Here is a 22,461-nt window from a genome sequence, read left to right as displayed (position 1 = left end):
GTCTACCACAGGGGCCAAGCCCTCACACAGGACACTGGTACATGGTTCGGACAGGGCGCGCGAGTGGGCGTGCGGCGCACTAGGAGGCATCGGTGGCGGGCGAGTCCCCCGACAGGTCGAAGCAGCACGAGTCGTCGGCGGAACCGACGTCGGGGAGCGGGGGTTCGGTTCCCGAAGCCCGCGATCCGCGTCTCGCGGTCTCCCGCGAAAAGGATTCCTCCGGCGCCGCCAGGACGGACACGGCGACGAAGGTCCTCTCGGTGCGGGACGTGAAGGTCGCCGCCGGAGCCGAGGACGACGACTCCGACCTCCGCGAGGCCGTCTCGGCCTGGGTCCGCTCGGCCGAGGACCCGAAAACCCCCGAGGACCCCGGTCCCACCGAAACCGACTCCAAGTCGAAGCCGGACGCGAAGGCTGACACGAAGTCGGAACCGGCCGACACCGCAGAGCCCGAGGCGGAGGCCGACGCCGACGCCGAACCCGAGGACGAGCCGAAGGCCGAGCCCGAGCCCGAGGACGAGGCGACGCCCGCTGCCGAGGCCGACGCCGAGCCCGAGGACGAGCCGAAGGCCGACGCCGAACCCGAGGACAAGGCGGAGGCCGCCGACGGCGAGGACGCCCCGCAGGAGGCACCCGCAGCCGACGACGAGACCCGCACGGGTGGTGCGGGTGGCAACAAGACCGCCGAAGGCGAAGCCGAGGCGAAGGCCGACGCCGAGCCCGAGGACGAGCCGAAGGCCGACGCCGAGCCCGAGGGCAAGGCGGAGCCCGCCGACGCCAAGCCCGCCCCGGCCAAGCCCGCCGCGGCGAAGGGTGTCGACCAGCCGACCACCCTCATAAAGGCCGTCAAGCCCAAGAAGCCCCAGGTGGACCAGCCCACCACCACCCTCAAGCTCGGCGGCAGCAAGTTCGTCCCGCTCAAGAACGACACCTCCGCGCCCACCACCGCCCTCCCCCAGGTCGGCCCCGAGCGCACCACCCAGCAGCCCCTCCCGCCCAAGCCCCCGCTGGACCTGCTGGCCGAGCTGACGAACACGCCCCCGCCCCCGGAGACCCCGGTCCGCACACTGGTCCGCCGGGTCAAGATCTGGACCCCGCTGGCCCTCCTCCTGGCGATCGTCTTTGCGGTCGTACAGGCCTTCCGCCCGCTCCCCCAGCCCACCCTCGCCCTCACCGCGAAGGACACGTACACCTTCGAAGGCGGCAAGGCCGACATCCCGTGGCCGTCCAGCGGCCAGGCCGCCCTCGACGTCCAGGGCATCGGCTCGTTCGGCTCCTCCGGCGCCCAGAAGCCCGTACCGATCGCGAGCGTCGCGAAGGTCATGACGGCGTACCTGATCCTGCGCGACCGCCCGCTCAAGAGCGGCGAGGACGGCCCGAAGATCAAGATCGACAAGGCCGCCGAGGAGCAGTCGGACGCCGGCCACGAGTCCACCGTCCCGGTCACCGCCGGTGACAGCATCTCCGAGCGCGAGGCCCTGGAGGCGATCCTCCTGCCCTCCGCCAACAACGTGGCCCGGCTGCTCGCCCGCTGGGACTCCGGCTCGGAGAAGGCGTTCGTGACGAAGATGAACGCCGCCGCCAAGAAGCTCGGCATGACCAACACCACGTACACCGACCCCTCGGGCCTGACGGACTCGACGGTCAGCACGGCCGTGGACCAGGTCAAGCTGGCCAAGAAGGCGATGGAGCAGCCCGCGTTCCGCGAGGTCGCCGCGATGATGTCCTATGTCGACTACAAGGGCGTCAAGCACAACAACTACAACCGGCTGGTCGGCTACAACAACGTCGTCGGCATCAAGACCGGCACCACCACCTCGGCCCTCGGCAACCTCGTCTTCGCGGCGAAGCAGCAGGTCGGCGGCGAGACCCGCACCGTCATCGGGGCCGCGATGCGCCAGCCCGCCGGCGGTTCCGACAACACCATCATCAGCGGCGTCCTGGACGCGGGCGACAAGCTGATCCGGGCCGCGCAGGGTGCTCTGAAGTCGGCGACGATCCTGAAGAAGGGCGATGTCGTCGGTTACGTCGACGACGGCCTCGGCGGCCGGACGCCGATCGTGGCGACGAAGGACGTCACGGCGGCGGGCTGGGCCGGTCTGAAGGTGAAGCTGTCCTTCACCTCGGACGCCGTACCGCACACGGCGAAGGCCGGCACCAAGGTCGGCACGCTCACCGTGGGTGACGGTTCGGCCGGTGCGGTGACGGTCCCGGTGGCACTGCAGAAGGATCTGACCGAACCCGGCTTCACGGACAAGCTGACCCGCCTGCGCTGAGCCGCGGCCCCGCTTCACCACTCCCCCACCCCGCCGACGGAGCCCCGCGGCGGGGTGCGTGCTAGCGTCACGAAACGGGGCAGCTCGCCGGTCCATGGGACGGGGCCGCGAACTGGACGAGAAGCGGCCGGTAACACCGAGGGACACGGCCGAGAACAGAAGACGGGACACGGGGAGTGCCTTCAGGTGGCCACAACCGAGCCGACACGCGCGGACGACGCCGACCCGGACCCGGGTTCCGGCCCTCGAATACGCCTGTCCACGGCTGACACGGACGGTCGCGCCGACACGGACGGTCATCGCGTGGACCGCACCGACAGCCACAGGGACAACCACACGGACAGCCACGCGGACGAGCGGACAGGCGGCCGTACGGACGACCGACCGTACGGCCGCACGACCGCACGTCAGGGCCGGCTCGCCCGGCTCCTCGTCGCTGCCGAGCCCCTGCGGCAGCGGCTCCTGCTGCACCCCGTGCTGTCGGTCACGGCTCTCGCCGGCCTCCTGCACATCGTCTGGTTCTTCACGTTCGCGAACAGCGGCGGCGACCTCGCGGCCCAGGACGCCTGGGCGGAGTTCGTCGGCCGGCACCCGGACTCGGCGTACAACCTCGCCTGGTACGGGGGCATGCACCCGGTCTCGTACAGCGTGGTGTCGCCGTATCTGATGTCGATCCTCGGCGTCCGTACGACGATGATGATCGCCGGGACGGTCTCGGCGGGCCTGCTGACGCTCGTGCTGATCCGCAGCCGGGCGGTGAAGAACCCGCTGTGGGCCGCGATGGCCGGGGTCTTCGCGCTGCTCTGCAACGCGGTGTCCGGACGGGTGACCTTCGGGCTCGGCACGATGTTCGCGCTCGGCGCGGTCGCGGCCGTCTTCTGCTGGCCCTACCGGTGGCGGTACAAACGCTGGGCGAAGGCCCTGGTCGCCGCCCCACTGGCGGCGCTCGCCACGATGGCCTCGCCGGTCGCGGGGCTGTTCGTGGGCCTGGTCGCCGCCGCGCTGTTCCTGCAGAAGCGGCGGCCCGGCGCGTGGGCGCTGGGGCTCGCGCCCACGGCGGTGGTCGCCGTCTCGGCGTGGCTGTTCCCGTTCTCGGGCACCCAGCCGATGATCTTCGGCTCGGTGATCATGCCCCTGGCGTACGGCCTGCTGTGCCTGTTCCTCGTCCCCAAGGAGTGGATCACGGTACGGCTGACGGCCGCCGTCTACAGCCTCGGCGTCGTCCTGGTCTGGCTGATCAACTCGCAGATCGGCTCGAACATCTCGCGGCTGCCGATGCTGTTCGCGGGTGCGGCACTGATCGCCGCCCTGCCGTACACGGTGCCGCGCTCACGCAAGTGGTACGTGGCCGTGGTGGCGTTCCTGGGCTTCGTCGGCTGGATCGGCTTCAAGACGGTCGACGACATCATCCACACGACCCCTGCCGCGTCCTGGGCCCGTGAGCTGGCGCCCCTGGTCAACCAGCTCCAGAACGTCGGCGCGGAGAAGGGCAGGGTCGAGGTGGTCCCGGCGCGCTCGCACCGCGAGGCCTCCGCGCTCGCGCCCTACGTCAACCTGGCCCGCGGCTGGAACCGGCAGGCCGACATGGAGCGCAACCCGCTCTTCTACGACGACACGCTCAACTCGGCGAACTACCACGAGTGGCTCCAGCGGTGGGCCGTGCACTTCGTCGTGCTGCCCAAGGACAATCCGGACGGCGACGGCGGCGTGCGCGAGCGGCAGCTGCTGCAGCGCGGGATGCCGTACCTGAAGCAGATCTGGGGCGACGCCAACTGGCAGCTGTTCCGGGTGACCGATCCGACGTCGCTCGCCGAGCCGAACACGGTGGTGGACCGGGCCGAGCAGGGCGAGTGGACGCTGCAGGTGCACAAGCCGGGCCGGATCCTGATCAAGATCCCGTACTCGCCGTGGCTGAGCATCGTCGACGGGCAGGGCAAGAGCCTGAAGCCGCCGCAGAAGGCCTCCGACGGCTTGACGTACGACAACGTCAACGGGTGCCTGATGGAGTCGCCGGAGGACTCCAAGGGCGACAAGTGGACGACGCTGCTCGCGCCGAAGGCCGGGACGTACCACCTGGCCGCGCCGTATCAGCTGCCGCGGGGTACTCCCTGCCCCGACGAGCTGAAGTGAGCCCGGCTGTCAGCCGCGAAGCTCCGCGACGTACCGGTCCGTGCCCGGGATCGTGGGGATGAACGGGGCCATCAGTTCGACCCGGCCCAGGCCTGACTCCGCCACCTGCTCGTCCCACCCCGTGAAGTGCTCCTCCCAGCACTCCCGCGGGTCCTTCTCCAGGAACCAGAGAAGGGTCAGGCGGGTGTCGACGCCCTCGACCTGTTTCACGTAGGTCATACGGTCGCCGGGCAGGGGCGTGGGCCGGAACACTGTCACCATCGCGGCCGGGGACCCCGCCAGACGGCGGGGCAGATGGCGGGCGGTCAGCCACTCGACGAGCCGCGCCCGCTGCTCCGCCGACTCCGCGTCGATCACCCCGGCCACCAGGCCCGCGTACGGATGGTCGAGGGCGTGGAAGTCCCGGGGGCCCGCCGCGCCGTCCCGGTAGACCGTCGTCTCGTGGTCCTGGAAGGCCGTGAAGACGTGGGTGCGGGCGTGGTGGACGCGGGCGTCGCGGTTGAGGCGCTTGTTGATGGCGACGGTCCACTTCATGTGGTCGTCGTAGCGGCCGTCGGTGATCCAGTACGTGGAGATGTAGCAGCCGGCCGTGACGGGCTCGGCGACGGCCGACTTCTCCGGGTAGCGCAGGAGCTGCAGATCGCGGGTGGCGACCCAGCGGCGGCCGGCGTACATCCAGGGCATGGCCATGGCGCCGGCGTAGTAGTGGTCGTCCTCGTACCAGCGGTTGTAGGCGTACTCGTGGCCGGGATGCGGCTCGACCATGGTGATCAGGGCGTGGCCGGGGCGGACGCCGTAGGGGCCCACGGCGGCCAGTTCGGCGTACGTCTCACTACGGGTGTCGGTCTCCTCGGACATGAACGCTCCTCCCCTTCCGTCCTCCTCCACTCGCCCATACTCTGACGCTCCGTCAGATGATGCGCCAGAGCCAGGACAGCTGGAGGTCCGCCATGTCACTGCTCGCAGGCAAGACCGTCGTCGTCTCGGGGGTCGGGGCCGGGCTCGGCCATCAGGTCGCGGCGGCCGTCGTACGGGACGGCGGGAACGCGGTACTGGGGGCGCGCACCGAGACGAACCTCGCCAAGAGCGCGGCCGAGATCGATCCGGCCGGCGGGCACACGGCGTACCGGGCGACCGACATCACCGACGAGGGGCAGTGCGAGGCGCTGGCCGCACTGGCGCGGGACCGCTTCGGGGCCGTCCACGCCGTGGTACACGTGGCCGCCTGGGACTCCTACTTCGGCGGGGTCGAGGACGCGGACTTCGCGACCTGGCAGTCGGTCATCGACGTGAACCTGCTGGGGACGCTGCGGATGACACGGGCGTGCCTGCCGGCTCTGAGGGCGGCGGGCGGCGGATCGGTCGTCTTCGTCGGGACGCAGTCGGCGGTCGCCGCACCCTCACAGGTGAAGCAGGCCGCGTACGCCGCCTCGAAGGGGGCGCTGACCAGCGCGATGTACTCACTGGCGCGGGAGCTGGGACCGGATCGGATCCGGGTCAACACGGTACTGCCGGGCTGGATGTGGGGGCCGCCGGTGCAGGCGTACGTCCGGTTCACCGCGCATACGGAAGGGGTGCCGGAGGCGGAGGTGCTCGGGCGGCTGACGGAGCGGATGGCGCTGCCGGAGCTGGCGACGGACGGGGACGTGGCCGACGCGGCGGTGTTCCTGGCCTCGGACCGGGCGAGGGCCGTCACGGGACAGTCGTTGCTGGTCAACGCGGGGGAGCTGATGCGATAGCCGTTCATATAGATGAACGTCAGTCACCTCACCGAACATCTTTACTCCGACTTGACCTTACTGTTGCTTGTCGTGTTCACGTGACCGCACCCACGATCGAGCACATGAACAGTCTCGACTGGGCCGTACTGATCGGCTACTTCGGAGTGATGGTCGCGATCGGCGTCTGGTCGCACAAGCGCGTCGACAACGTCAGCGACTTCTTCACGGCCGGCGGCAAGATGCCCTGGTGGCTGTCCGGCATCTCGCACCACATGTCGGGCTACAGCGCGGTGATGTTCACGGGGTACGCGGGGATCGCCTACACCTACGGCGTCACCTCCTTCATCACCTGGTCCTTCCCGATAGCGCTCGGCATCGCCATCGGCTCCAAGCTGTTCGCGCCGCGCATCAACCGGCTGCGGTCCCGGCTCCATGTGGCGTCCCCGCTGGAGTACCTGAAGAGCCGCTACAACCTGCCCACGCAGCAGGCGCTCGCCTGGTCGGGCATGCTGCTGAAGATCGTGGACGTGGGCGCCAAGTGGGCGGCGATCGCGACCCTGTTGTCGGTGTTCACGGGGGTGTCGCTGAACCAGGGCATCCTCATCACCGGCGCGATCACCGCCGTCTACTGCACGATCGGCGGCCTGTGGGCGGACGCGCTGACCGAACTCGGCCAGTTCGTCATCCAGTTGCTGGCCGGCATATCGATGTTCGTCGCGGTCGTGCTGAAGCTGAACGACAAGAACATCGGCTTCCTCGGCGCCTGGGACGAGCCCGCGCTGCACGGCCACGGCAAGCCGCTGGTCGGCCCGTACGGCACAGTCTTCCTGCTCGCGTTCCTGTTCATCAAGCTCTTCGAGTACAACGGCGGCATGCTCAACCAGGCCCAGCGCTACATGGCCACGGGCAGCGCGCACGAGGCGGAGCGCTCGGCACGCCTGTCGTCGATCCTGTGGCTGGTCTGGCCGGTCGTCCTCTTCTTCCCCATGTGGATGTCCCCGCTGCTCGTCCACGCGCAGAAGCCGGACGGCTCGGACTCCTACGCCCTGATGACCGAACAGCTGCTGCCGCACGGCCTGTTGGGTCTCGTCATCGTCGGTTTCTTCTCGCACACGATGGCCATGTGCTCCTCGGACGCGAACGCGATCGCCGCGGTGTTCACGCGCGACGTGGCACCGGTGGTGTCGGCGAAGGCGCGGTCGTGGACGCAGCGTTCGGGCCTGATCGCGGCCCGGGTGACGACCGTCGTCTTCCTCGGTCTGTCCATGACGGTCGCGACGCAGGTCAACTCCCCCGCCTTCAAGGACATCATCACGGTCGTCATCAAGTGGGTCGCCGGTCTCATGGGCCCGATCGCGATCCCGATGATGCTGGGTCTGCTGCGCACGTTCCGCCGCTCCGGCCCGACGGCGGCACTCACCAGCTGGGCGGCGGGCCTGCTGGCCTTCTGGCTGGTCAACTACCCGATCAACTGGAACGTCGACGGCGGAGTCCCGCTCCAGTACCAGGTCTCGATCCCGCTGGCGGTCTCCCTGGTCCTGTACGTCCTCATCGGCTACCTGAAGCCCGAGGACACCCCCGAGCGCCTGGCGGTCATCGAGAAGCTCAACACGGACGGGGACGGCACGGCGGCGGTCCCGGTGCCGGCGGGCGCGGGGGACGACGTGGTGGGAGCGCCGTAGCGGACACCCGGCTCAGGCCCGCGGGTATCGGGCCAGCCACCCCGGGGACGACCCCGCGGGGCCGTGCAGCGCGGGCCCCTGGGTCATCTCCATCGCGAAGTCGTCGGCGAGTTCCAGGATCGTCGGACGGCCCTCCAGCTCGGTCAGCCAGGCCGGGGGGAGGGCCGTTTCGCCGTGGAGGGCGCCGAGGAGCCCGCCGGTGAGGGCGCCCGCCGCGGCGGAGGGGCCGCTCTGGTTCACCGCGAGGCAGAGGCCGTGACGCACGTCCTCTCCCACCAGCGCGCAGTACACGGACGCGGCCAGCAGACCGTCGGCCGTGCCGTCGCCGGCCAGTTCCTCCACCCGGGACGGACCGGGCAGCCCCTGCCGTACCGCGCCGAGCGCGTGCTGGAGAGCGTCGGAGACGGGCTGGTGACCGGGGCGGGCGGCGAGCAGGGCGAGGGCCCGCTGCACGGCGCCGTCCAGGCTCTCCCCGCGGGCCAGCGCGTGCACGATGACGGCGTACGCGCCCGCCGAGAGGTAGGCGATGGGGTGGCCGTGGGTCTGGGCGGCGCACTCCACGGCCAGCTGGATGACCAGTTGGGGTTCCCAGCCGACCAGGAGACCGAAGGGGCCGGAGCGGGCCACGGCCTCCGGGCCCAGTTCACCGGGGTTCTTCGGGGCCTCCAGCGTGCCCATGGCCTCGTCGCCGAGTCCCCCGAGCAGGGCCCGGGTCGGGTCCCGCCGGGCGTACAGCCACTCCTCCCGCGCCAGCCAGCCGTCGTCCTTGCGGCGCTCGTCGGGCCCCCAGTCCCGCTGGGTGGCCGCCCACCGCAGATACGCCCGGTGCAGATCGGTCGGCGGATGCCAGGCACCGGTGTCGCGGCGCACCTGGGCGCGGATCAGCCCGTCCACCGTGAAGAGGGTGAGCTGGGTGTGGTGCGTGACGGTACCGCGCCGCCCCTGCCCGAAGGCCAGGTCGAGCAGTCCTTCCCCGCCGTACACGGAACGGATCTCGTCCAGGGCGAGCGCGTCGGCAGGCCCGCCGAGCGCGTCGCCGACGGCCACACCGAGCAGGGTGCCGCGCACCCGGCTGCGGAAGTCCTGCTGCTCCACGCGGCCCCAGACGGCAACGGACGTCGTACTCACTCAGACCTCCTCACGGCACCGTCCGTACGTACGACGCTCAGCACTGTAATCGACCTGGGACGATCGGTTCACGGGGGCAAATCGTGCCCGCACGGTCATTCCCGTACAGCCATGAGCGCTTCGACCCCGTCCAGAATCCGGTCGAGGCCGAAGTCGAGCGGATCGACACCGGCCGGGTCGAAGGCGCCCTCGGCGATCGCCCTGGTGAGGGCCGGGAAGCGGTCCGCGTGCCGGGCGAGGAGTTCGCCGGTGAGCCGGTCCCACTCCCGGTCCTGCTCCTCGTCGTGGTCGGAGATCTGCTGGGCGAGGTTGCGCACGAGTCCGACGAGGAGCAGGAACACCTGGTGCCGCTGGGCGGCGCCGAGGCCGGTCGGTTCGAGGGCTGCGAGCGCCGCATCCAGCCAGCCCAGCTGCCTGGGCCCCATGACCTGGCGACGCATCGCGACGGCGGAGAGCAGCCAGGGGTGGTCGGAGTAGACCCGCGCACACTGCCGCACCCACTCGCGCACCCCCGCCCGCCAGTCACCGCCCGGCACACCCGACAGATCCGGGCCCTCGGCGAGCACCGCCTCCACCATCAGCTCGACGAGTTCGGTCTTGCCGGGGACGTACCGGTACAGCGCCATCCCCGAGACACCGAACCCGCCGGCCACCTTGCTCATCGAGACGGCGTCCAGCCCTTCCCCATCGGCCAGTTCGACGGCGGCCGCGGCGATCCGCTGCGGGGACAGCTTCGGCTTGGGCCCGCGGGTGGGCTGCTCCTGCTCGCCCCACAGCAGCGCGAGGCTCGCCCGCGGATCACGCGGCTTGTCCTGCTCCTTGTTCCGGGCGGCCATGCGGTCCCTCCCCTTCGGTCCGGACGAAGCCCGTTGACTCCACCCACCAACTGTATATACCGTAAACTCAACTGCTGACGGCATAAACAGTTTAAGGGGAACACTCATGCTGCTCACCTACCGGGCCCTCAAGCGCAGGTCGCTCGCGAAGAAGCTGCGCATCACCGCACCGAACGGCATCGACGAGGGGGCGTACGTCCGCATCGGCGGCATCGACCAGTGGATCTCCATCCGCGGCGAGGACCTGTCGAACCCCGTGATCCTGGAGATCCACGGCGGCCCCGGCGCCTCCAACCTGATCTTCACCCCGCGCACCCGCGCCTGGGAGCGGCACTTCACGATCGTGCGCTGGGACATGCGGGGTGCGGGCCGGACGTTCACGGCGGGCGGCCAGGCCGGCCAGGGCGAGATGACGCTCGACCGCCTCTACGCCGACGCCCTGGAGGTGACGGAACACGTCCGCGCCCGCCTGGGCGTCGCCAAGCTCCTCCTCGTCGCCAACAGCTTCGGCACGGTCACCGGTCTGCGACTGGCCCGCAACCACCCGGAGCTGTACTCGGCGTACGTCGGCACCGACCAGAACATCATCGGCGGCGGCCGCGACACCTCGTCGTACGAGGCACTGCTGGCCCGGCTGGAGAAGGCGGGCAAGAAGAAGGAGCTGGCGAAGGTGGTGGCGATGGGCCCGGACCGCACGGCCTGGTCCGCGCACGAGTGGGCGGAGTACGCGAAGATCGTCGTCACCACCGACCCGCTGACCTACGACACGATGAAGACGGTGGTGATGCGCTCGCTCTGGTTCTCCCCGTTCCACAACCTGCGCGGGCTGCGCTCGTACCTGAAGGGCATGAACTTCTCCGAGCAGCTGGGCCCGCAGGCGATGACGGTCGACGAACGGGCCGAGGGCACGTCCTTCCGCCTCCCCTTCTTCCTCTTCCAGGGTGACAGCGACGTCCTGACCCCACCGGAGCCGGCCCGCCGCTTCCACGAGGAGGTCACGGCCCCCGTGAAGGACTTCGCCCTCATCAAGGAGGCGAGCCACTTCGCGTCCTTCCGGCACCCGGACCAGTTCCTGGACCTGATGCTGCGCAAGGTGCGGCCCGTGGTGACGGGGGACGCGGCGGAGCGCTGAAGCGCCGTGCCGCAGGCGCGGCGACACCTACAAGGGCAAGCGGCCGCACAGCTCACCAAGATCCAGACGTACACCCTGGTCCGCGAGAGCGACGGCGCGTGGCGCATCGCGGCCTGCCACAACACCAAGCGCAAGCCGCTGATGGAGTCGATCTCCTACAGGTTCACGCCGGGACTCGTCCCGGCTGCGGAGCGGTGAGCCGCGCACAGCCCGGCCTCCGCCTCGGCCGCCTCACGGATCGCGAGGATCTCCGCAATGGCTCCTGTCGGGTCCTGCTCCCCCGCATCCACGATCCGCTCCAGCTCTCTCAACCGGGCGGCACGTTCGGGGTGCCGTTCGATCGCCACGAACACGGCCCAGGAGTGAACGAAGGCGCGCAGCGGCGCAAGATCCCGGGTCTGCTGGGCGTTGGTCGCGGCTTCGAAGAGGTGCTGCGTCAGCGCCGGAACCCGACTCGGAGCCATGCACGCGACCGCCGCGCGCAACGCGTCCGGCGTCAGCTCGGGCATGGGAGCCGTCAGGCCTTGGGGAGGAAGCCGTGGTCTTTCAGCTCCTGCAGGGCGGCGGCGATCTCGAACTCGCTGTCCCGGAGCTGCGAGGCCAGCGCCTGGACGCTGGTCGGGGCCCCTTCGGGCAGCATCCGGAGGTGGACCCCGACGCCGATCGCCATGAGGGACAACTCCGGGTGCTGGGCAAGGTCGTCGTGCCCCGCGAAGATGCGTGCCTTGGGCATGGGCCGGTACCTGTAGTCCGTCGGCCGGTACTGGTAGGTCATCGGATTCCTCTCCTGAGGGAGCGCGGCGGGTCAGGCCGCTTGCTCGGACGGCGCCCGGCAGTCGCGGCAGCGCCCTGGCTGCGGGGCCCGGAAGGCCCGATCGCAGCCGTCGCAGGTCTGGAGCGGGTCCGGGCGAGGTGGCATGACGCTCGGGGGCGGAGCATCGGGCAGGTTCGGGGGCAGTTGGGTGGTGAGGCGGTGGGCCAGGAGGGCCGCCGGGTGCTTGATCGGGTCCTGAGGGAGACCTGTCGTGAGGGTGCGTACGACGGCTGTGGGGGGCACGCCTCTGTCCAGCCACTCGGTGACGGACGGGGCCAGACGGTGTACGTCGCGTTCGGTGAGGAGCAGGCGGGAATCGTGCGCGCGAAGTCCGGCGAGCAGTTCGGCGGCCTTGCGGCGCGGCGCCGGAGCCTTGAGCGGGGCAGGGACGGCAGCCGACTCCTCAGGGGCCCGGGCGGCTTCCGCCACCGCGAGACGCGGCCTGTTGTACCAGATCGTGCGGGTCACGACCTGGCCCGATGAAAGACGCTCCTTGGGGCGTGAGTAGAACCCGTACTTCTCCAACTCGCGCAGGGCCGAGGCGATCCTGATCTCCCCCTCGGGCAACTGCTCCGCCAACGCCTTGATGCCGACCGGGGCGCCCTCGGGCAGCGATTGGATGTAGCCCCCGATGCCCTTCGCCGTGGAGGACAACTCCGGGTGCTGGAGCAGTTCATTGCTGATGACGGTGAAGTTGCCGTCGAGGCGTTCCTTCACATGGGTGACGCCGGAGTGCGAAGGCCGGGTCTTGGCGGGCGCGTGCGCGCTAGGCTGCTTGTCAGTCATCGGGAAGGGGCTTACTTCCTAGGTGATCAGGCCCTCGCACTGGGATTGCCGTCCCGGCGAGGGCCGAAGCATGTGTGGACTTGTTGTCGCTGACGCTGCACCACAACTGCCCCGCCGCGCCAGTTGCGTTGGGCATATTCACTCCGGCGGGTGATCGACGGGGGCGGTGGGGGTGGGTTCGGTTCTTTCCCCGGTTCTTTAGGTCTTTTGGCGTCGGGTGCCGCCGGGTCATGGCCCGTCGCGTCCCGGCGCGAGTTCGGCCCAGACGGTCTTGGCGTTGGCTGGGGCTTCATCCACGCCCCAACGGTGGGCGCAGGCCGCAACGATCAGCAATCCCCGGCCGGTCTCCGACTCACCGTCCGCCGGATCCGGGCCGGCCGGGATCCGGTCACCCCGGGCGTCGGTCACCTCGATACGGAGCGTGCCGTCGTCGTACAGCTTCAGCCCGAGCCGGAAGTCCCGTCCCCTGACCCGCCCGTGCAGTACGGCGTTTGCGGCCAGCTCCGCCACCACCTGCGCCGCCTCCTCGAAGGTGCCCGACTCACCTTCAAGGACGCCACCTGGACGGAGTTCCTGGCGTTCACGGCCGATCGCTGAGGGCAGCCAGCGCCCTGCCGTGCCACTCGAGGATCCACTCGTCGTGCGGTGACAGAGCCTTCGCCTTGTCCAGGGCGGCCAGAGCCGCATCGGGGGAGCCCAGTTCGAGGAGGACGATCCCCCGCCGGCACTCCGCCCAGGGGTACTCCGGCCGCAGCTGGACGGCACGGTCCAGGTCAGCCAGCGCCTCCGTGTGACGGCCGAGGTTGGACAACGACACCCCCCGGCTCGCGTACGCCGATGCGTACTCGGGGTCGAGGGCGAGCGCACGGTCGTAGTCGGCGAGGGCTTCCTCGTCGCGCCCGGCCACGCGGAGGGCGTCACCGCGTTCGCAGCGGCCCCAGGCCCAGTCCGGCTGGAGGGCGAGGGCACGGTCGAGGTCGGCGAGCTGACGGGCGGGCTCGGCGCGGGCGCGCCATACGCGGGCCCGGCGGGCGAGCGCCCACGCGTAGTCCGGGTTGAGTTCCAGGGCGTGGTTCAGATTGGCGAGGGCGTTGTCGAGTTCCCCGCGGGCGAGCCAGGTGGCGCCTCGGGACGCCCAGGCGAAGTCGCTGGTCGGGTCGAGCCGGATCGCCTCGTCCAGATGCCGGATCGCCTCGTCGTGGTCGCGCAGCATGCGGTGGTACTCGCCGCGCACCGCGTGACTCCACGGGTCGTCCGGCGCGAGCGCCACGGCCTCTTCCATGTCCGCGAGTGCCGCCTCGTAGTCCCCCAGCTCGCCGTGGGTCAGGGCCCGGCCGCGGTAGGCCCGCGCCAGCCCGGGATCCAGCGCGAGGGCCCTCTCGAATGCGGCCAGTGCCTCTCCGTACGCCCCGCCGCGCCGCAGCGCGTTGCCCCGCGCCACGTGGGCGAGCGCCCGGTCCGGCTCGTCGAGCGCCGCTCGATTCAGCAGCCACCCGAGTGCGGCGGCCACTCCGCCGTTCTCGAGGGCCTGCGTCAGATCGCCTCCCCAGCGAGCCACGGACCCCGCGTCGGCGTCCTCGCCCGCGTCCGCGAGGGCCCGCGCCCACCGCTGGGCGGTGGCGTCACCGGCGGCGCAGGCGTGAACGAACTCCCGCAGTACGCTCGGCAACGCCTCCCGGTCCCCCGCGCACAGCCGGTGATACGACTCGGCCAGCCGCAGCTCCCGCCACTCCTTGTCCGCCCACAGCTCCTCGCTGTCCCGCGCCCCTTCGAGCTCACCCCGCCACTGTTCGAACACCCCCGCCAGCCGTCGCTGCAGCTCCCCCCATCCCCGGGGCGACCGCGCCCGCTGCAGCCGCAGCATCGGCGCCCGTACGACGTCGTGGTACCGGACCCCCTCGCCGCGCCCGTCGACGAACGGCAGTCCCCTCAGCCACCCGTACAGCGCGTCGCCCGCCGCGGCAGCGGCTGATGTCCTCGTCGCCTCGTCGCACTCCACCACGGCCCGGAACACGTCCGCGTCGAGTCGCCGGGGCGCCGCACAGGCCAGAGCCACCCCCCGCCGCACGGGATCCCGCTCCCACTTCAGAAACCGCTCCACGGCGTCCGCGCTCGGATCCCCCACGTCGCCCGGATCGACGGGCCTCGCCTCCGCGAGGGTGGAGACGAGCACCGGCAGCCCGCCCGTCAACCGCAGGACCTCCGCTACGACCGGCTCGTCCCGCACACCCCGGTCCGCCAGCAGTCCCCGGGCCTCCGCCTCCGTGAACGGCCCGAGCGGCACGTACGTCATGAAGTCCGCGAAGCCGCCCCAGCGGGCCGTGTCGAAGGGGCGCTGGCCGGCCGTTACCACGACCACATTGGCGGGCAGCGCCCCGTGTCGGTCCGTCGTCATCAGCTCGTGCAGCCAGCTGTCGACGAACGGCCCGATCCTCTCGTACGTGTCGAAGAACAGGACGATCCACGGCACCGAGGCCGCCACCGTGGCCAGCTCGTCGAGCAGTCTGGGTGTCAGCTCCCGCTCGGGTGACAGCACCAGCTGCACGTCGTCCTGGTTGCCGAACCGGGCGCTGAGGCCCCGCCGCAACCTGTCGGCGTGCCGAGCCAGTTGAGCCGGGTCGACCGCGCCCACGAAAGGACCCGCTCCCGGCAGCATGCCGAGGCCGGCCAGCCCTGCCCGTACCGCCGTCGCCGTCACCGCCGACGGGCTCTCCGGCTCCGGCTCCAGCCCTGCCATCACCACTTCGGCCTCGTGCCGCCGTTCCCGGTACGCACCCAACGCCTTGTCGAGCTTCTTGAACTCCCGGCCCTGTCGCAGGAATTCACGGCTGATGGACGCCATCGCCTCCGGCACGCTCCCCGCGCCCTCGTCGACGTACGCCGTCAGCGCTCCCCGCTCCCGCGCGATCTGCTCCAGCTCGCGCACCAGGAACGTCTTTCCGACACCGGCGTTGCCGTGCACGTGGAAGAGGAAGCGGTGGCGTTCGTCCTCGGGCGGAAGGTCCAGGTTCTCGCGGAATGCCGCCCGTTCGTCACTCCGGCCGATGAACCCCGCCCGCCTGCGCCGCCCGATCAGCTCCTGCATCGACGGTCGTGCCTGCGACATCCGCACACCCTCCCCGTGGCCCCCCTTGATTCTGGCTCAATGCGCGTGGGAGAAGGCGGTGTTCGTCAGGGAGAATCCAGCCATGACCACCACCCCCACCACCTCCACCACCGACACCAGCCGCACCTCTGGTGGCGCTGTCGCCCTGGCTTCCGGTGTGCTCACCGGCATACTCGCCCTGTACATCGCCCTCGTCGCGCTCGGCAACATCACCGACTTCGGGACGAACCAGCAGTTCGTGCGGCATGTCCTGGCGATGGACACGACCTTCAAGGACGACAACCTGATGTGGCGGGCGATCACGAGCACCGCGCTTCAGGACACCGCGTACGTCGCGATCATCGCGTGGGAGACCGTCGCCGCACTCGTGCTGATCTCGGGCACCTGGCTGTGGGCGCGGCGGGACTTCGGGCGGGCCCGGCGGTTCTCCACCTACGGGCTGCTGATGCTGGTGCTGCTCTTCGGTGCCGGGTTCATCGCGATCGGTGGTGAGTGGTTCTCGATGTGGCAGTCGAAGACCTGGAACGGGCTGGACGCGGCGTCCCGGGTGCTCGTGCTCACCGGGGTCGCCCTGATCGTCAACCTGCTGCCGGACCGCGGGCAGCGCGACGCCGTCTGAAGCGGGGCGCCATGTGGCGCTATTTGACGACTGTCACCGTCGTGCCCTGATCCCCGTAGGCCCACAGGGCGGCGCCGTCTTCCTTGTGCATACGGATGCCGCCCAGCTTCTTGCCGTTCGCGGGCGGCGGCGAGGCGCCGTCGAGGGCGTTGGAGAAGGCTATGTTCACGCCCGACACCTTGGTGAAGTACATGATGTGCTCGATCTCGACGCCGTCCGAGCCCTTGAGGGACTGGATGCGCAGAGTGACCGAGTAGCGGCCGGGCTGCGGGCTCACCGTGCCCGGCCACACCGAGAAGGTGCGGCCGGCATTGCCGGTCGCGTCGACGAGCCACACCCGCTTCTCGCCGAGCGAGTACACGATCCGGCGGCCCGTGCCGGACTCCTCCGGCAGCGCGGGCGGTCCCGACGGCTTCGGCTTGGCGGGCGCGTGGGCGCCCGCCGACGCCGACGCCGACGCGCTGGGCCTGGCCTTCGCGGCCGTGGGATGCGGCCCGTGTTCCGCCTGCACGGCCAGGAAGACGACGGCCGCGGTCGCCCCCGCCGTCAGACCGGAGACCCAGGCCCACGAGGGCAGTCGGGCAGCCACGGGTACGCATCTCCTCCGCTACGGGTCCCCCCTCTCAGCACAGGGGTCGGATCATCGTACTCAGTCCAGGACGGGCAGCAGATCCGGCAGGTGCCCGTCGGAGGCCTCGGCCGCACGCCGGCGCTCGTCCGGGACCTGTCCGTAGAGCGTGGTGCGGGGCTTCGCCGGCCGGCCGGCCGCCTCGGCCACGGCCACCAGGTCCCGGATCGACTTGTACGAGCCGTACGACGAGCCCGCCATGCGGGAGATCGTCTCCTCCATCAGCGTGCCGCCCAGGTCGTTCGCCCCGGAGCGGAGCATCTCCGCCGCACCCTCCGCGCCCAGTTTGACCCAACTTGTCTGGATGTTGGGGATGTAGGGGTGGAGAAGGAGCCTGGCCATCGCCGCCACCGCCCGGTTGTCCCGCGTGGTCGGGCCGGGGCGCGCGATGCCCGCCAGGTACACCGGCGCGTTGGTGTGGATGAAGGGGAGCGTCACGAACTCGGTGAAGCCGCCCGTCCGCTGCTGGATCCCGGCCAGTGTGCGCAGGTGGCCGAGCCAGTGGCGGGGCTGGTCCACGTGCCCGTACATCATCGTCGAGGAGGAGCGGATGCCCAGCTCGTGGGCGGTCGTGATCACCTCGATCCACGTGGCCGCCGGCAGCTTGCCCTTGGTCAGCACCCAGCGGACCTCGTCGTCCAGGATCTCCGCCGCCGTACCGGGGATGGAGTCGAGACCGGCCTCCTTGGCGGCGGACAGCCACTCCCGGATCGACATGCCGGTGCGGGTCGCTCCGTTCACCACCTCCATCGGCGAGAAGGCGTGCACATGCATGCCGGGGACCCGCTCCTTCACCGCCTTCGCGATGTCGAAGTACGCCGTGCCGGGCAGGTCGGGGTGGATACCGCCCTGCATGCACACCTCGACCGCGCCCACGTCCCACGCCTGCTGGGCCCGGTCCGCCACCTGCTCCAGCGACAGCGTGTACGCGTCCGCGTCCGTCCTGCGCTGCGCGAAGGCACAGAAGCGGCAGCCGGTGTAACAGACGTTGGTGAAGTTGATGTTGCGGGTGACGATGTACGTCACGTCGTCGCCCACCGCCGATCTGCGCACGTCGTCCGCCACCCGGCACAGCGCGTCCAGCGCCGGGCCGTCCGCGTGGAACAGGGCCAGGGCCTCGGCGTCGGTCAGCCGGGTCGGGTCGTCGGCGGCCGTACGCAGCGCCTGCCGTACGTCCGTGTCGATGCGCTCCGGCGCCATGCCGGGAGCCGCCGCCTCGCGCAGCGCCTCCCAGTCGCCGTACACCTCGTCGAAGTCGTCGCGCCGGTCGGCCGTCCGGCCCTCGGTGTCGATCGTGCGGTGCAGGTCCGTGCGGCCGCTGGGCACGAAGGCCTCCTCCGGCTCCTGCCACGGACGTCCCTCGACCACCGCGTCCGGCAGCGCCAGGCCGGTCTCCGGGTCGGCGAGCGCGGCCACGTGCGGGCGCAGGCGCGGGTCCAGCCAGGGCTCGCCGCGGCGGACGAACTCGGGGTACACGCACAGGCGTTCGCGCAGCTCGAAGCCGGCGGCGCGGGAACGCTCGGTGAGTTCCTCGATCAACGGCCAGGGGCGTTCCGGGTTGACGTGGTCGATGGTGAGCGGGGACACCCCGCCCCAGTCGTCGATACCGGCGCCGATCAGCCGCTCGTACTCGGCGTCCACCAGGTTCGGCGGGGCCTGGAGGCAGGCGCTCGGGCCCATGATGTGCCGGGCCACCGCCACCGTGGCGACCAGGTCGTCCAGTTCGGCGTCCGGCATGCCGCGCATCGCCGTGTCCGGCTTGGCGCGGAAGTTCTGGATGATCAGCTCCTGGATGCCGTGGTAGGCCCGCGAGACCTTCCGCAGCGCGAACAGGGACTCCGCGCGCTCCTCGTACGTCTCGCCGATGCCGATCAGCAGGCCGGAGGTGAAGGGCACCGAGGAGCGGCCCGCGTCCTCCAGCACCCGCAGTCGTACGGCCGGTTCCTTGTCCGGGGAGCCGTGGTGCGGGCCGCCGGGCTCGGACCAGAGCCGGGTGGCCGTCGTCTCCAGCATCATGCCCATGGAGGGGGCCACGGGCTTCAGCCGCTGGAAGTCCGTCCACGTCATCACGCCCGGGTTGAGATGGGGCAGCAGGCCCGTCTCCTCCAGGATCCGGACGGAGATGGCGCGGACGTAGGCGATGGTGTCGTCGTAGCCGTGCGCGTCCAGCCACTCGCGCGCTTCCGGCCAGCGGTCTTCCGGCTTGTCGCCGAGCGTGATCAGGGCTTCCTTGCAGCCGAGGGCGGCACCCTTGCGGGCGACGTCGAGCACCTCGTCGGGGGACATGAACATCCCGTGGCCCGCCCGGCGCAGCTTGCCCGGGACGGTGACGAAGGTGCAGTAGTGACACTTGTCCCGGCACAGCCGGGTCAGGGGGATGAAGACGCTCTTCGAGTAGGTGATGACACCGGGCCGGCCCGCCGCCTGAAGGCCCGCGTCACGCACCCGGGCTGCGGACGCGACGAGGTCGGTGAGGGCCTCGCCGCGGGCCTGGAGGAGCACCGCCGCCTCGGAGACGTCGAGGGCGACGCCGTCCCGGGCACGTTTGAGGGCGCGACGCATGGAGTTCTCGGTCGGGCCGGTCCCGGAGGTCGCGGAAGTCGTCATTCCTTGAGCATACGTTCGGGCTGATCACGCCAATGGGGTCTCATCGAGGCTCCAGGAAACCCGCGTAGTCGTCGAGCACCCGCAGCACCTCCGCCTCACCCGCCGGGGGCAGTTGGACGACCGTCTCCCCGATTCCCAGCTCCGCGTAGTGGGCGAGCTTGCCGGGGGTGGGGTGGACGGCGTACGGGACCACCTGGAGGGCGGCCGGGTCGCGGCCGGCGTCCGTCCAGACGGACCGCAGCACGGGCAGCGACTCGCCGAGCCCGCGGCCGCCGATCGGCAGCCAGCCGTCCGCGTACTCGGCGATGTGCGCGAACAGCTTGGGCCCCGCCGCCCCGCCGACGAGCGTGCGGGGGCCGACGACCGGCCCGCGCGGCTTCTGCGCCGGCTTGGGGAACGCGAAGCTCGGCCGCACGCTGCCGAACTCCCCCTCGTACCCCGCCGGTTCCTCGGACCACAGCGCCCGCATCAGGCCCATCCGGTCCCGGACCAGCTCCCGGCGGCCGCGCCACTCCACACCGTGGTCGGCGGCCTCCTCGACGTTCCAGCCGAAGCCGAGGCCGAGGGTGAAGCGGCCGCCGGAGAGGTGGTCGAGGGTGGCGATCTGCTTGGCCAGGCCGATCGGGTCGTGCTGGGCGACCAGCGTGATCCCCGTGCCCAGCGCCAGCCGCTCGGTGACGGCCGCGGCCTGGCCCAGGGCGACGAAGGGGTCGAGGGTGCGGCCGTACTCGCGGGGCAGGTCGCCGCCGACGGGGTAGGGGGTGGTCCGCTCGACGGGGATGTGGGTGTGCTCGGGCAGGTACAGGCCGCTGAATCCCCGGGATTCCAGTTCGCGGGCCAGGCGCGTGGGGGTGACTGTCTCGTCCGTGAGGAAGATCGTGACGGCGATGCGCATGGGGCATCTGTACCGGGTGCTGTCCCATATGTCCATGCCGAGTGGTCGGGATTCGGGGCGCCCGTTGCGGGGACTGGTCGGTCTTCGTCGGCGGGTGCGGGTGTGATGTGGCTTGTCGCGCCCACGCGGCGGAGTCGCAAATTGATACTGCCCGCGCCCCTGGAGTTGGCTTACGTTGAGGGTGTGACGACGTTGCGCGGCACCATCGCTCCCGGCTCGCCCGATTACGTCTACCTCCCCTTCGAAGTCGGCCCCGGGACAAGAGAGCTGCACGTTTCCTACACCTACGATCGGCCCGCCGTTCCGGCCGGCACCCCCGGCAACGCCCTCGACATCGGGCTCTTCGACGTGCGCGGTACCGAGCTGGGCGGGCGGGGGTTTCGGGGGTGGTCGGGCGGGGCCCGTACGGAGTTCTTCGTGCGGGCGGACGAGGCGACGCCCGGCTATCTCCCCGGGGCGCTGCATCCCGGGACCTGGTACATCGTGCTCGGGCCGTACACGGTGGCGCCGCAGGGGCTGTCGTACGAGGTGACGGTCACCCTCACGGAAGGGGAGCCCGGCGAGACGCCCCGGCCGGTCCACCCGCCGTCCCGCGCCCGGGGACGGGGGCGGGCCTGGTACCGCGGCGACTGTCATCTTCACTCCTGGCACTCCGACGGGCGCCGCACCCCGGCCGAGATCGGGGCGCTGGCCCGGGCGGCGGGGCTGGACTTCATCAACAGCTCCGAGCACAACACGACGTCCTCCCATGCCCATTGGGCCGACGTGGCGGGCGACGACCTGCTGGTCATGCTGGGCGAGGAGGTCACCACGCGGAACGGGCACGTACTGGCCCTCGGGACCGAGCCGGGCACCTTCGTGGACTGGCGGTACCGGGCCCGGGACGGGCGCTTCGGGCACTTCGCGCGGCGCGTCCGGGAGGCCGGCGGGCTGGTCGTGCCGGCCCATCCGCACGCCACGTGCGTCGGGTGCGGCTGGCGGTTCGGGTTCGGGGAGGCGGACGCGGTCGAGGTGTGGAACGGGCCGTACACGCCCGACGACGAGGTGACCCTGGCCGCCTGGGACGCCCGGCTCGTCGCCTGCGTACGGGAGGGGCGGGCGTGGCTGCCGGCCATGGGCAACAGCGACGCCCATCGCGACCCGGACGCGGTCGGCATGCCCCAGACGGTCGTCCTCGCCGAGGACCTCACGCGTGCGGCGATCCAGCAGGGCCTGCGCGCGGGCCGTTCGTACGTGGCCGAGTCGCAGCACGTGGCGCTCGCCTTCACCGCCGCGGGTGCCGGCCGGGAGGCGGGCATAGGCGAGCGGCTCGACGTGCCGGACGACACCCCGGTGACCGTCCGCCTGGAGGTCTCCGGCGCCCCGCGCTGCTCCGTCCGCTTCGTCACCGACCAGGGCACGCTGCTGACCGGTGAGCCGCTGCCGGTGACCGGGGAGGGCGTGGTCGAATGGCGTACGACACCGGCCCGAGCGGCCTACGTGCGGGCCGAGTTGCGCCACGAGACGGCCCTCGGTCCGCTGCCGGGGGCGATGGCCGCCTTCACCAACCCCGTCTTCCTCGGCACTACTTGATCTGGCCGGCGGCCCACTCGGCCCACTCCCGGCGCATCGCGTTGAAGCGCAGGCCGTACTCCAGGGCGATGCGGCCGTAGACCGAGAGGTTGTCGTCGTCCCAGTCGATGGCCGCGTCGAGCTGTTCCAGCTGCTCGTGCTCGCGCGCGGACATCTCGACCAGCTCGGTCAGATAGGTGCGGGCCTGCTCGGGGCTCAGCACGCCCAGGAAGAAGACGCGCAGGAGCAGATCGCTACGGGTGTTGCGCTGGGGCCTGGTCTCGGTCAGCCAGTGCCGCAGCTCGGCCAGGCCCTCGTCGGCCAGCGTGTACTCCTTGCGGCCGCGCGGCCCCTCGGCGGCCACCGTGATCAGTCCGGAGCCCGCCAGCTTGGTCAGCTCGGTGTAGATCTGGCTCTGCGTGGCCGGCCAGACGTTGGCCAGCGAGGTCTCGAAGCGCTTCAGCAGGTCGTACCCGCTGGCGGGGCGCTCCGAGAGCAGGCCGAGCAGTGCGTGTTTGAGGCTCATGTCCCCCAGCTTACCTTCCACTCT

Annotated in this window: 20 protein-coding genes; 8 read left to right on the top strand and 12 right to left on the bottom strand. The window is 71.1% G+C overall.

Annotation, left to right across the window (positions count from 1 at the left end; translation table 11 throughout):
* Positions 1-92: 92 nt before the first annotated feature.
* Entirely contained in the window at positions 93-2,276 is a 2,184-nt protein-coding gene (locus tag AC07DS_RS12135; RefSeq protein ID WP_479144421.1) for a D-alanyl-D-alanine carboxypeptidase, read from the top strand.
* A 186-nt stretch (positions 2,277-2,462) separates the two neighbouring features.
* The gene (locus AC07DS_RS12130) at positions 2,463-4,406 is read left to right on the top strand and encodes an MFS transporter (protein WP_479144420.1); all 1,944 of its coding nucleotides are present in this window, start codon (positions 2,463-2,465) and stop codon (positions 4,404-4,406) included.
* 9 nt (positions 4,407-4,415) lie between these two features.
* Here AC07DS_RS12130 and AC07DS_RS12125 read toward each other — a convergent pair whose 3' ends face one another.
* Positions 4,416-5,264, bottom strand: a complete 849-nt coding sequence (locus tag AC07DS_RS12125) for a hypothetical protein (protein WP_479144418.1) — start codon at positions 5,262-5,264, stop codon at positions 4,416-4,418.
* Between the two features lie 92 nt (positions 5,265-5,356).
* Here AC07DS_RS12125 and AC07DS_RS12120 point away from each other — a divergent pair, with 92 nt between their 5' ends.
* Positions 5,357-6,145: an SDR family oxidoreductase gene (locus AC07DS_RS12120; RefSeq protein ID WP_479144416.1), complete on the top strand. Its 789-nt coding sequence runs from the start codon at positions 5,357-5,359 to the stop codon at positions 6,143-6,145.
* 104 nt (positions 6,146-6,249) lie between these two features.
* On the top strand, positions 6,250-7,809 hold the full coding sequence (locus AC07DS_RS12115) for a sodium:solute symporter family protein (protein WP_479144744.1): 1,560 nt from the start codon (positions 6,250-6,252) through the stop codon (positions 7,807-7,809).
* A 12-nt stretch (positions 7,810-7,821) separates the two neighbouring features.
* Here the strand turns inward: AC07DS_RS12115 and AC07DS_RS12110 are convergent, their stop codons facing one another.
* Both AC07DS_RS12110 and AC07DS_RS12105 read right to left on the bottom strand, forming a co-directional pair.
* Positions 7,822-8,937 carry an ADP-ribosylglycohydrolase family protein gene (locus AC07DS_RS12110; protein WP_479144414.1) on the bottom strand — a complete coding sequence of 372 codons (1,116 nt, stop codon included), beginning with the start codon at positions 8,935-8,937 and terminating at the stop codon, positions 7,822-7,824.
* A 95-nt stretch (positions 8,938-9,032) separates the two neighbouring features.
* Positions 9,033-9,773, bottom strand: coding sequence for a TetR/AcrR family transcriptional regulator (locus tag AC07DS_RS12105; RefSeq protein WP_479144412.1), 741 nt, complete (start codon positions 9,771-9,773; stop codon positions 9,033-9,035).
* 106 nt (positions 9,774-9,879) lie between these two features.
* On the opposite strand from AC07DS_RS12105, the gene AC07DS_RS12100 reads away from it, so the two are divergent.
* Complete coding sequence (locus AC07DS_RS12100) at positions 9,880-10,905, top strand: alpha/beta fold hydrolase (protein ID WP_479144410.1); 1,026 nt, start codon at positions 9,880-9,882, stop codon at positions 10,903-10,905.
* Between the two features lie 6 nt (positions 10,906-10,911).
* Complete coding sequence (locus AC07DS_RS12095; protein ID WP_479144408.1) at positions 10,912-11,103, top strand: hypothetical protein; 192 nt, start codon at positions 10,912-10,914, stop codon at positions 11,101-11,103.
* On the opposite strand, the gene AC07DS_RS12090 is transcribed toward AC07DS_RS12095, so the two are convergent.
* From AC07DS_RS12090 to AC07DS_RS12070, 5 genes are all read right to left on the bottom strand, one after another.
* Positions 11,061-11,414: a DUF6247 family protein gene (locus AC07DS_RS12090; protein ID WP_479144407.1), complete on the bottom strand. Its 354-nt coding sequence runs from the start codon at positions 11,412-11,414 to the stop codon at positions 11,061-11,063. The two genes, AC07DS_RS12095 and AC07DS_RS12090, sit on opposite strands and share 43 nt — an antisense overlap.
* 8 nt (positions 11,415-11,422) lie before the next feature.
* On the bottom strand, positions 11,423-11,680 hold the full coding sequence (locus AC07DS_RS12085) for a hypothetical protein (protein WP_479144405.1): 258 nt from the start codon (positions 11,678-11,680) through the stop codon (positions 11,423-11,425).
* Positions 11,681-11,710: 30 nt separating this feature from the next.
* Entirely contained in the window at positions 11,711-12,505 is a 795-nt protein-coding gene (locus AC07DS_RS12080; protein ID WP_479144404.1) for a helix-turn-helix domain-containing protein, read from the bottom strand.
* A 228-nt stretch (positions 12,506-12,733) separates the two neighbouring features.
* A complete protein-coding gene (locus tag AC07DS_RS12075) occupies positions 12,734-13,096 on the bottom strand; it encodes an ATP-binding protein (protein WP_479144742.1) in 363 nt (120 codons plus the stop codon).
* Positions 13,086-15,611 (bottom strand): tetratricopeptide repeat protein, encoded by a 2,526-nt coding sequence (locus AC07DS_RS12070; protein WP_479144402.1) that lies wholly within the window; start codon positions 15,609-15,611, stop codon positions 13,086-13,088. The genes AC07DS_RS12075 and AC07DS_RS12070 overlap by 11 nt, the downstream gene beginning before the upstream one ends.
* Positions 15,612-15,693: 82 nt before the next feature.
* Between AC07DS_RS12070 and AC07DS_RS12065 the strand changes: the two genes are divergently transcribed.
* Positions 15,694-16,230, top strand: a complete 537-nt coding sequence (locus AC07DS_RS12065; RefSeq protein ID WP_479144400.1) for a DUF2165 domain-containing protein — start codon at positions 15,694-15,696, stop codon at positions 16,228-16,230.
* A 19-nt stretch (positions 16,231-16,249) separates the two neighbouring features.
* Here AC07DS_RS12065 and AC07DS_RS12060 read toward each other — a convergent pair whose 3' ends face one another.
* From AC07DS_RS12060 to AC07DS_RS12050, 3 genes are read right to left on the bottom strand one after another with little or no spacing between them, the layout of a single operon-like run.
* On the bottom strand, positions 16,250-16,819 hold the full coding sequence (locus tag AC07DS_RS12060) for a hypothetical protein (protein ID WP_479144398.1): 570 nt from the start codon (positions 16,817-16,819) through the stop codon (positions 16,250-16,252).
* 60 nt (positions 16,820-16,879) lie between these two features.
* Complete coding sequence (locus AC07DS_RS12055; RefSeq protein WP_479144396.1) at positions 16,880-19,465, bottom strand: bifunctional FO biosynthesis protein CofGH; 2,586 nt, start codon at positions 19,463-19,465, stop codon at positions 16,880-16,882.
* A 40-nt stretch (positions 19,466-19,505) separates the two neighbouring features.
* Entirely contained in the window at positions 19,506-20,360 is an 855-nt protein-coding gene (locus tag AC07DS_RS12050) for an LLM class F420-dependent oxidoreductase (protein ID WP_479144394.1), read from the bottom strand.
* 105 nt (positions 20,361-20,465) lie between these two features.
* On the opposite strand from AC07DS_RS12050, the gene AC07DS_RS12045 reads away from it, so the two are divergent.
* Complete coding sequence (locus tag AC07DS_RS12045) at positions 20,466-21,932, top strand: CehA/McbA family metallohydrolase (protein ID WP_479144393.1); 1,467 nt, start codon at positions 20,466-20,468, stop codon at positions 21,930-21,932.
* Here AC07DS_RS12045 and AC07DS_RS12040 read toward each other — a convergent pair.
* Positions 21,925-22,437, bottom strand: coding sequence for a PadR family transcriptional regulator (locus AC07DS_RS12040; protein ID WP_479144391.1), 513 nt, complete (start codon positions 22,435-22,437; stop codon positions 21,925-21,927). The genes AC07DS_RS12045 and AC07DS_RS12040 overlap by 8 nt on opposite strands.
* Positions 22,438-22,461: the final 24 nt, after the last annotated feature.

The sequence above is a fragment of the Streptomyces sp. NPDC044064 genome (assembly GCF_056434245.1).
This window is presented reverse-complemented; position numbering and strand designations above follow the sequence as displayed.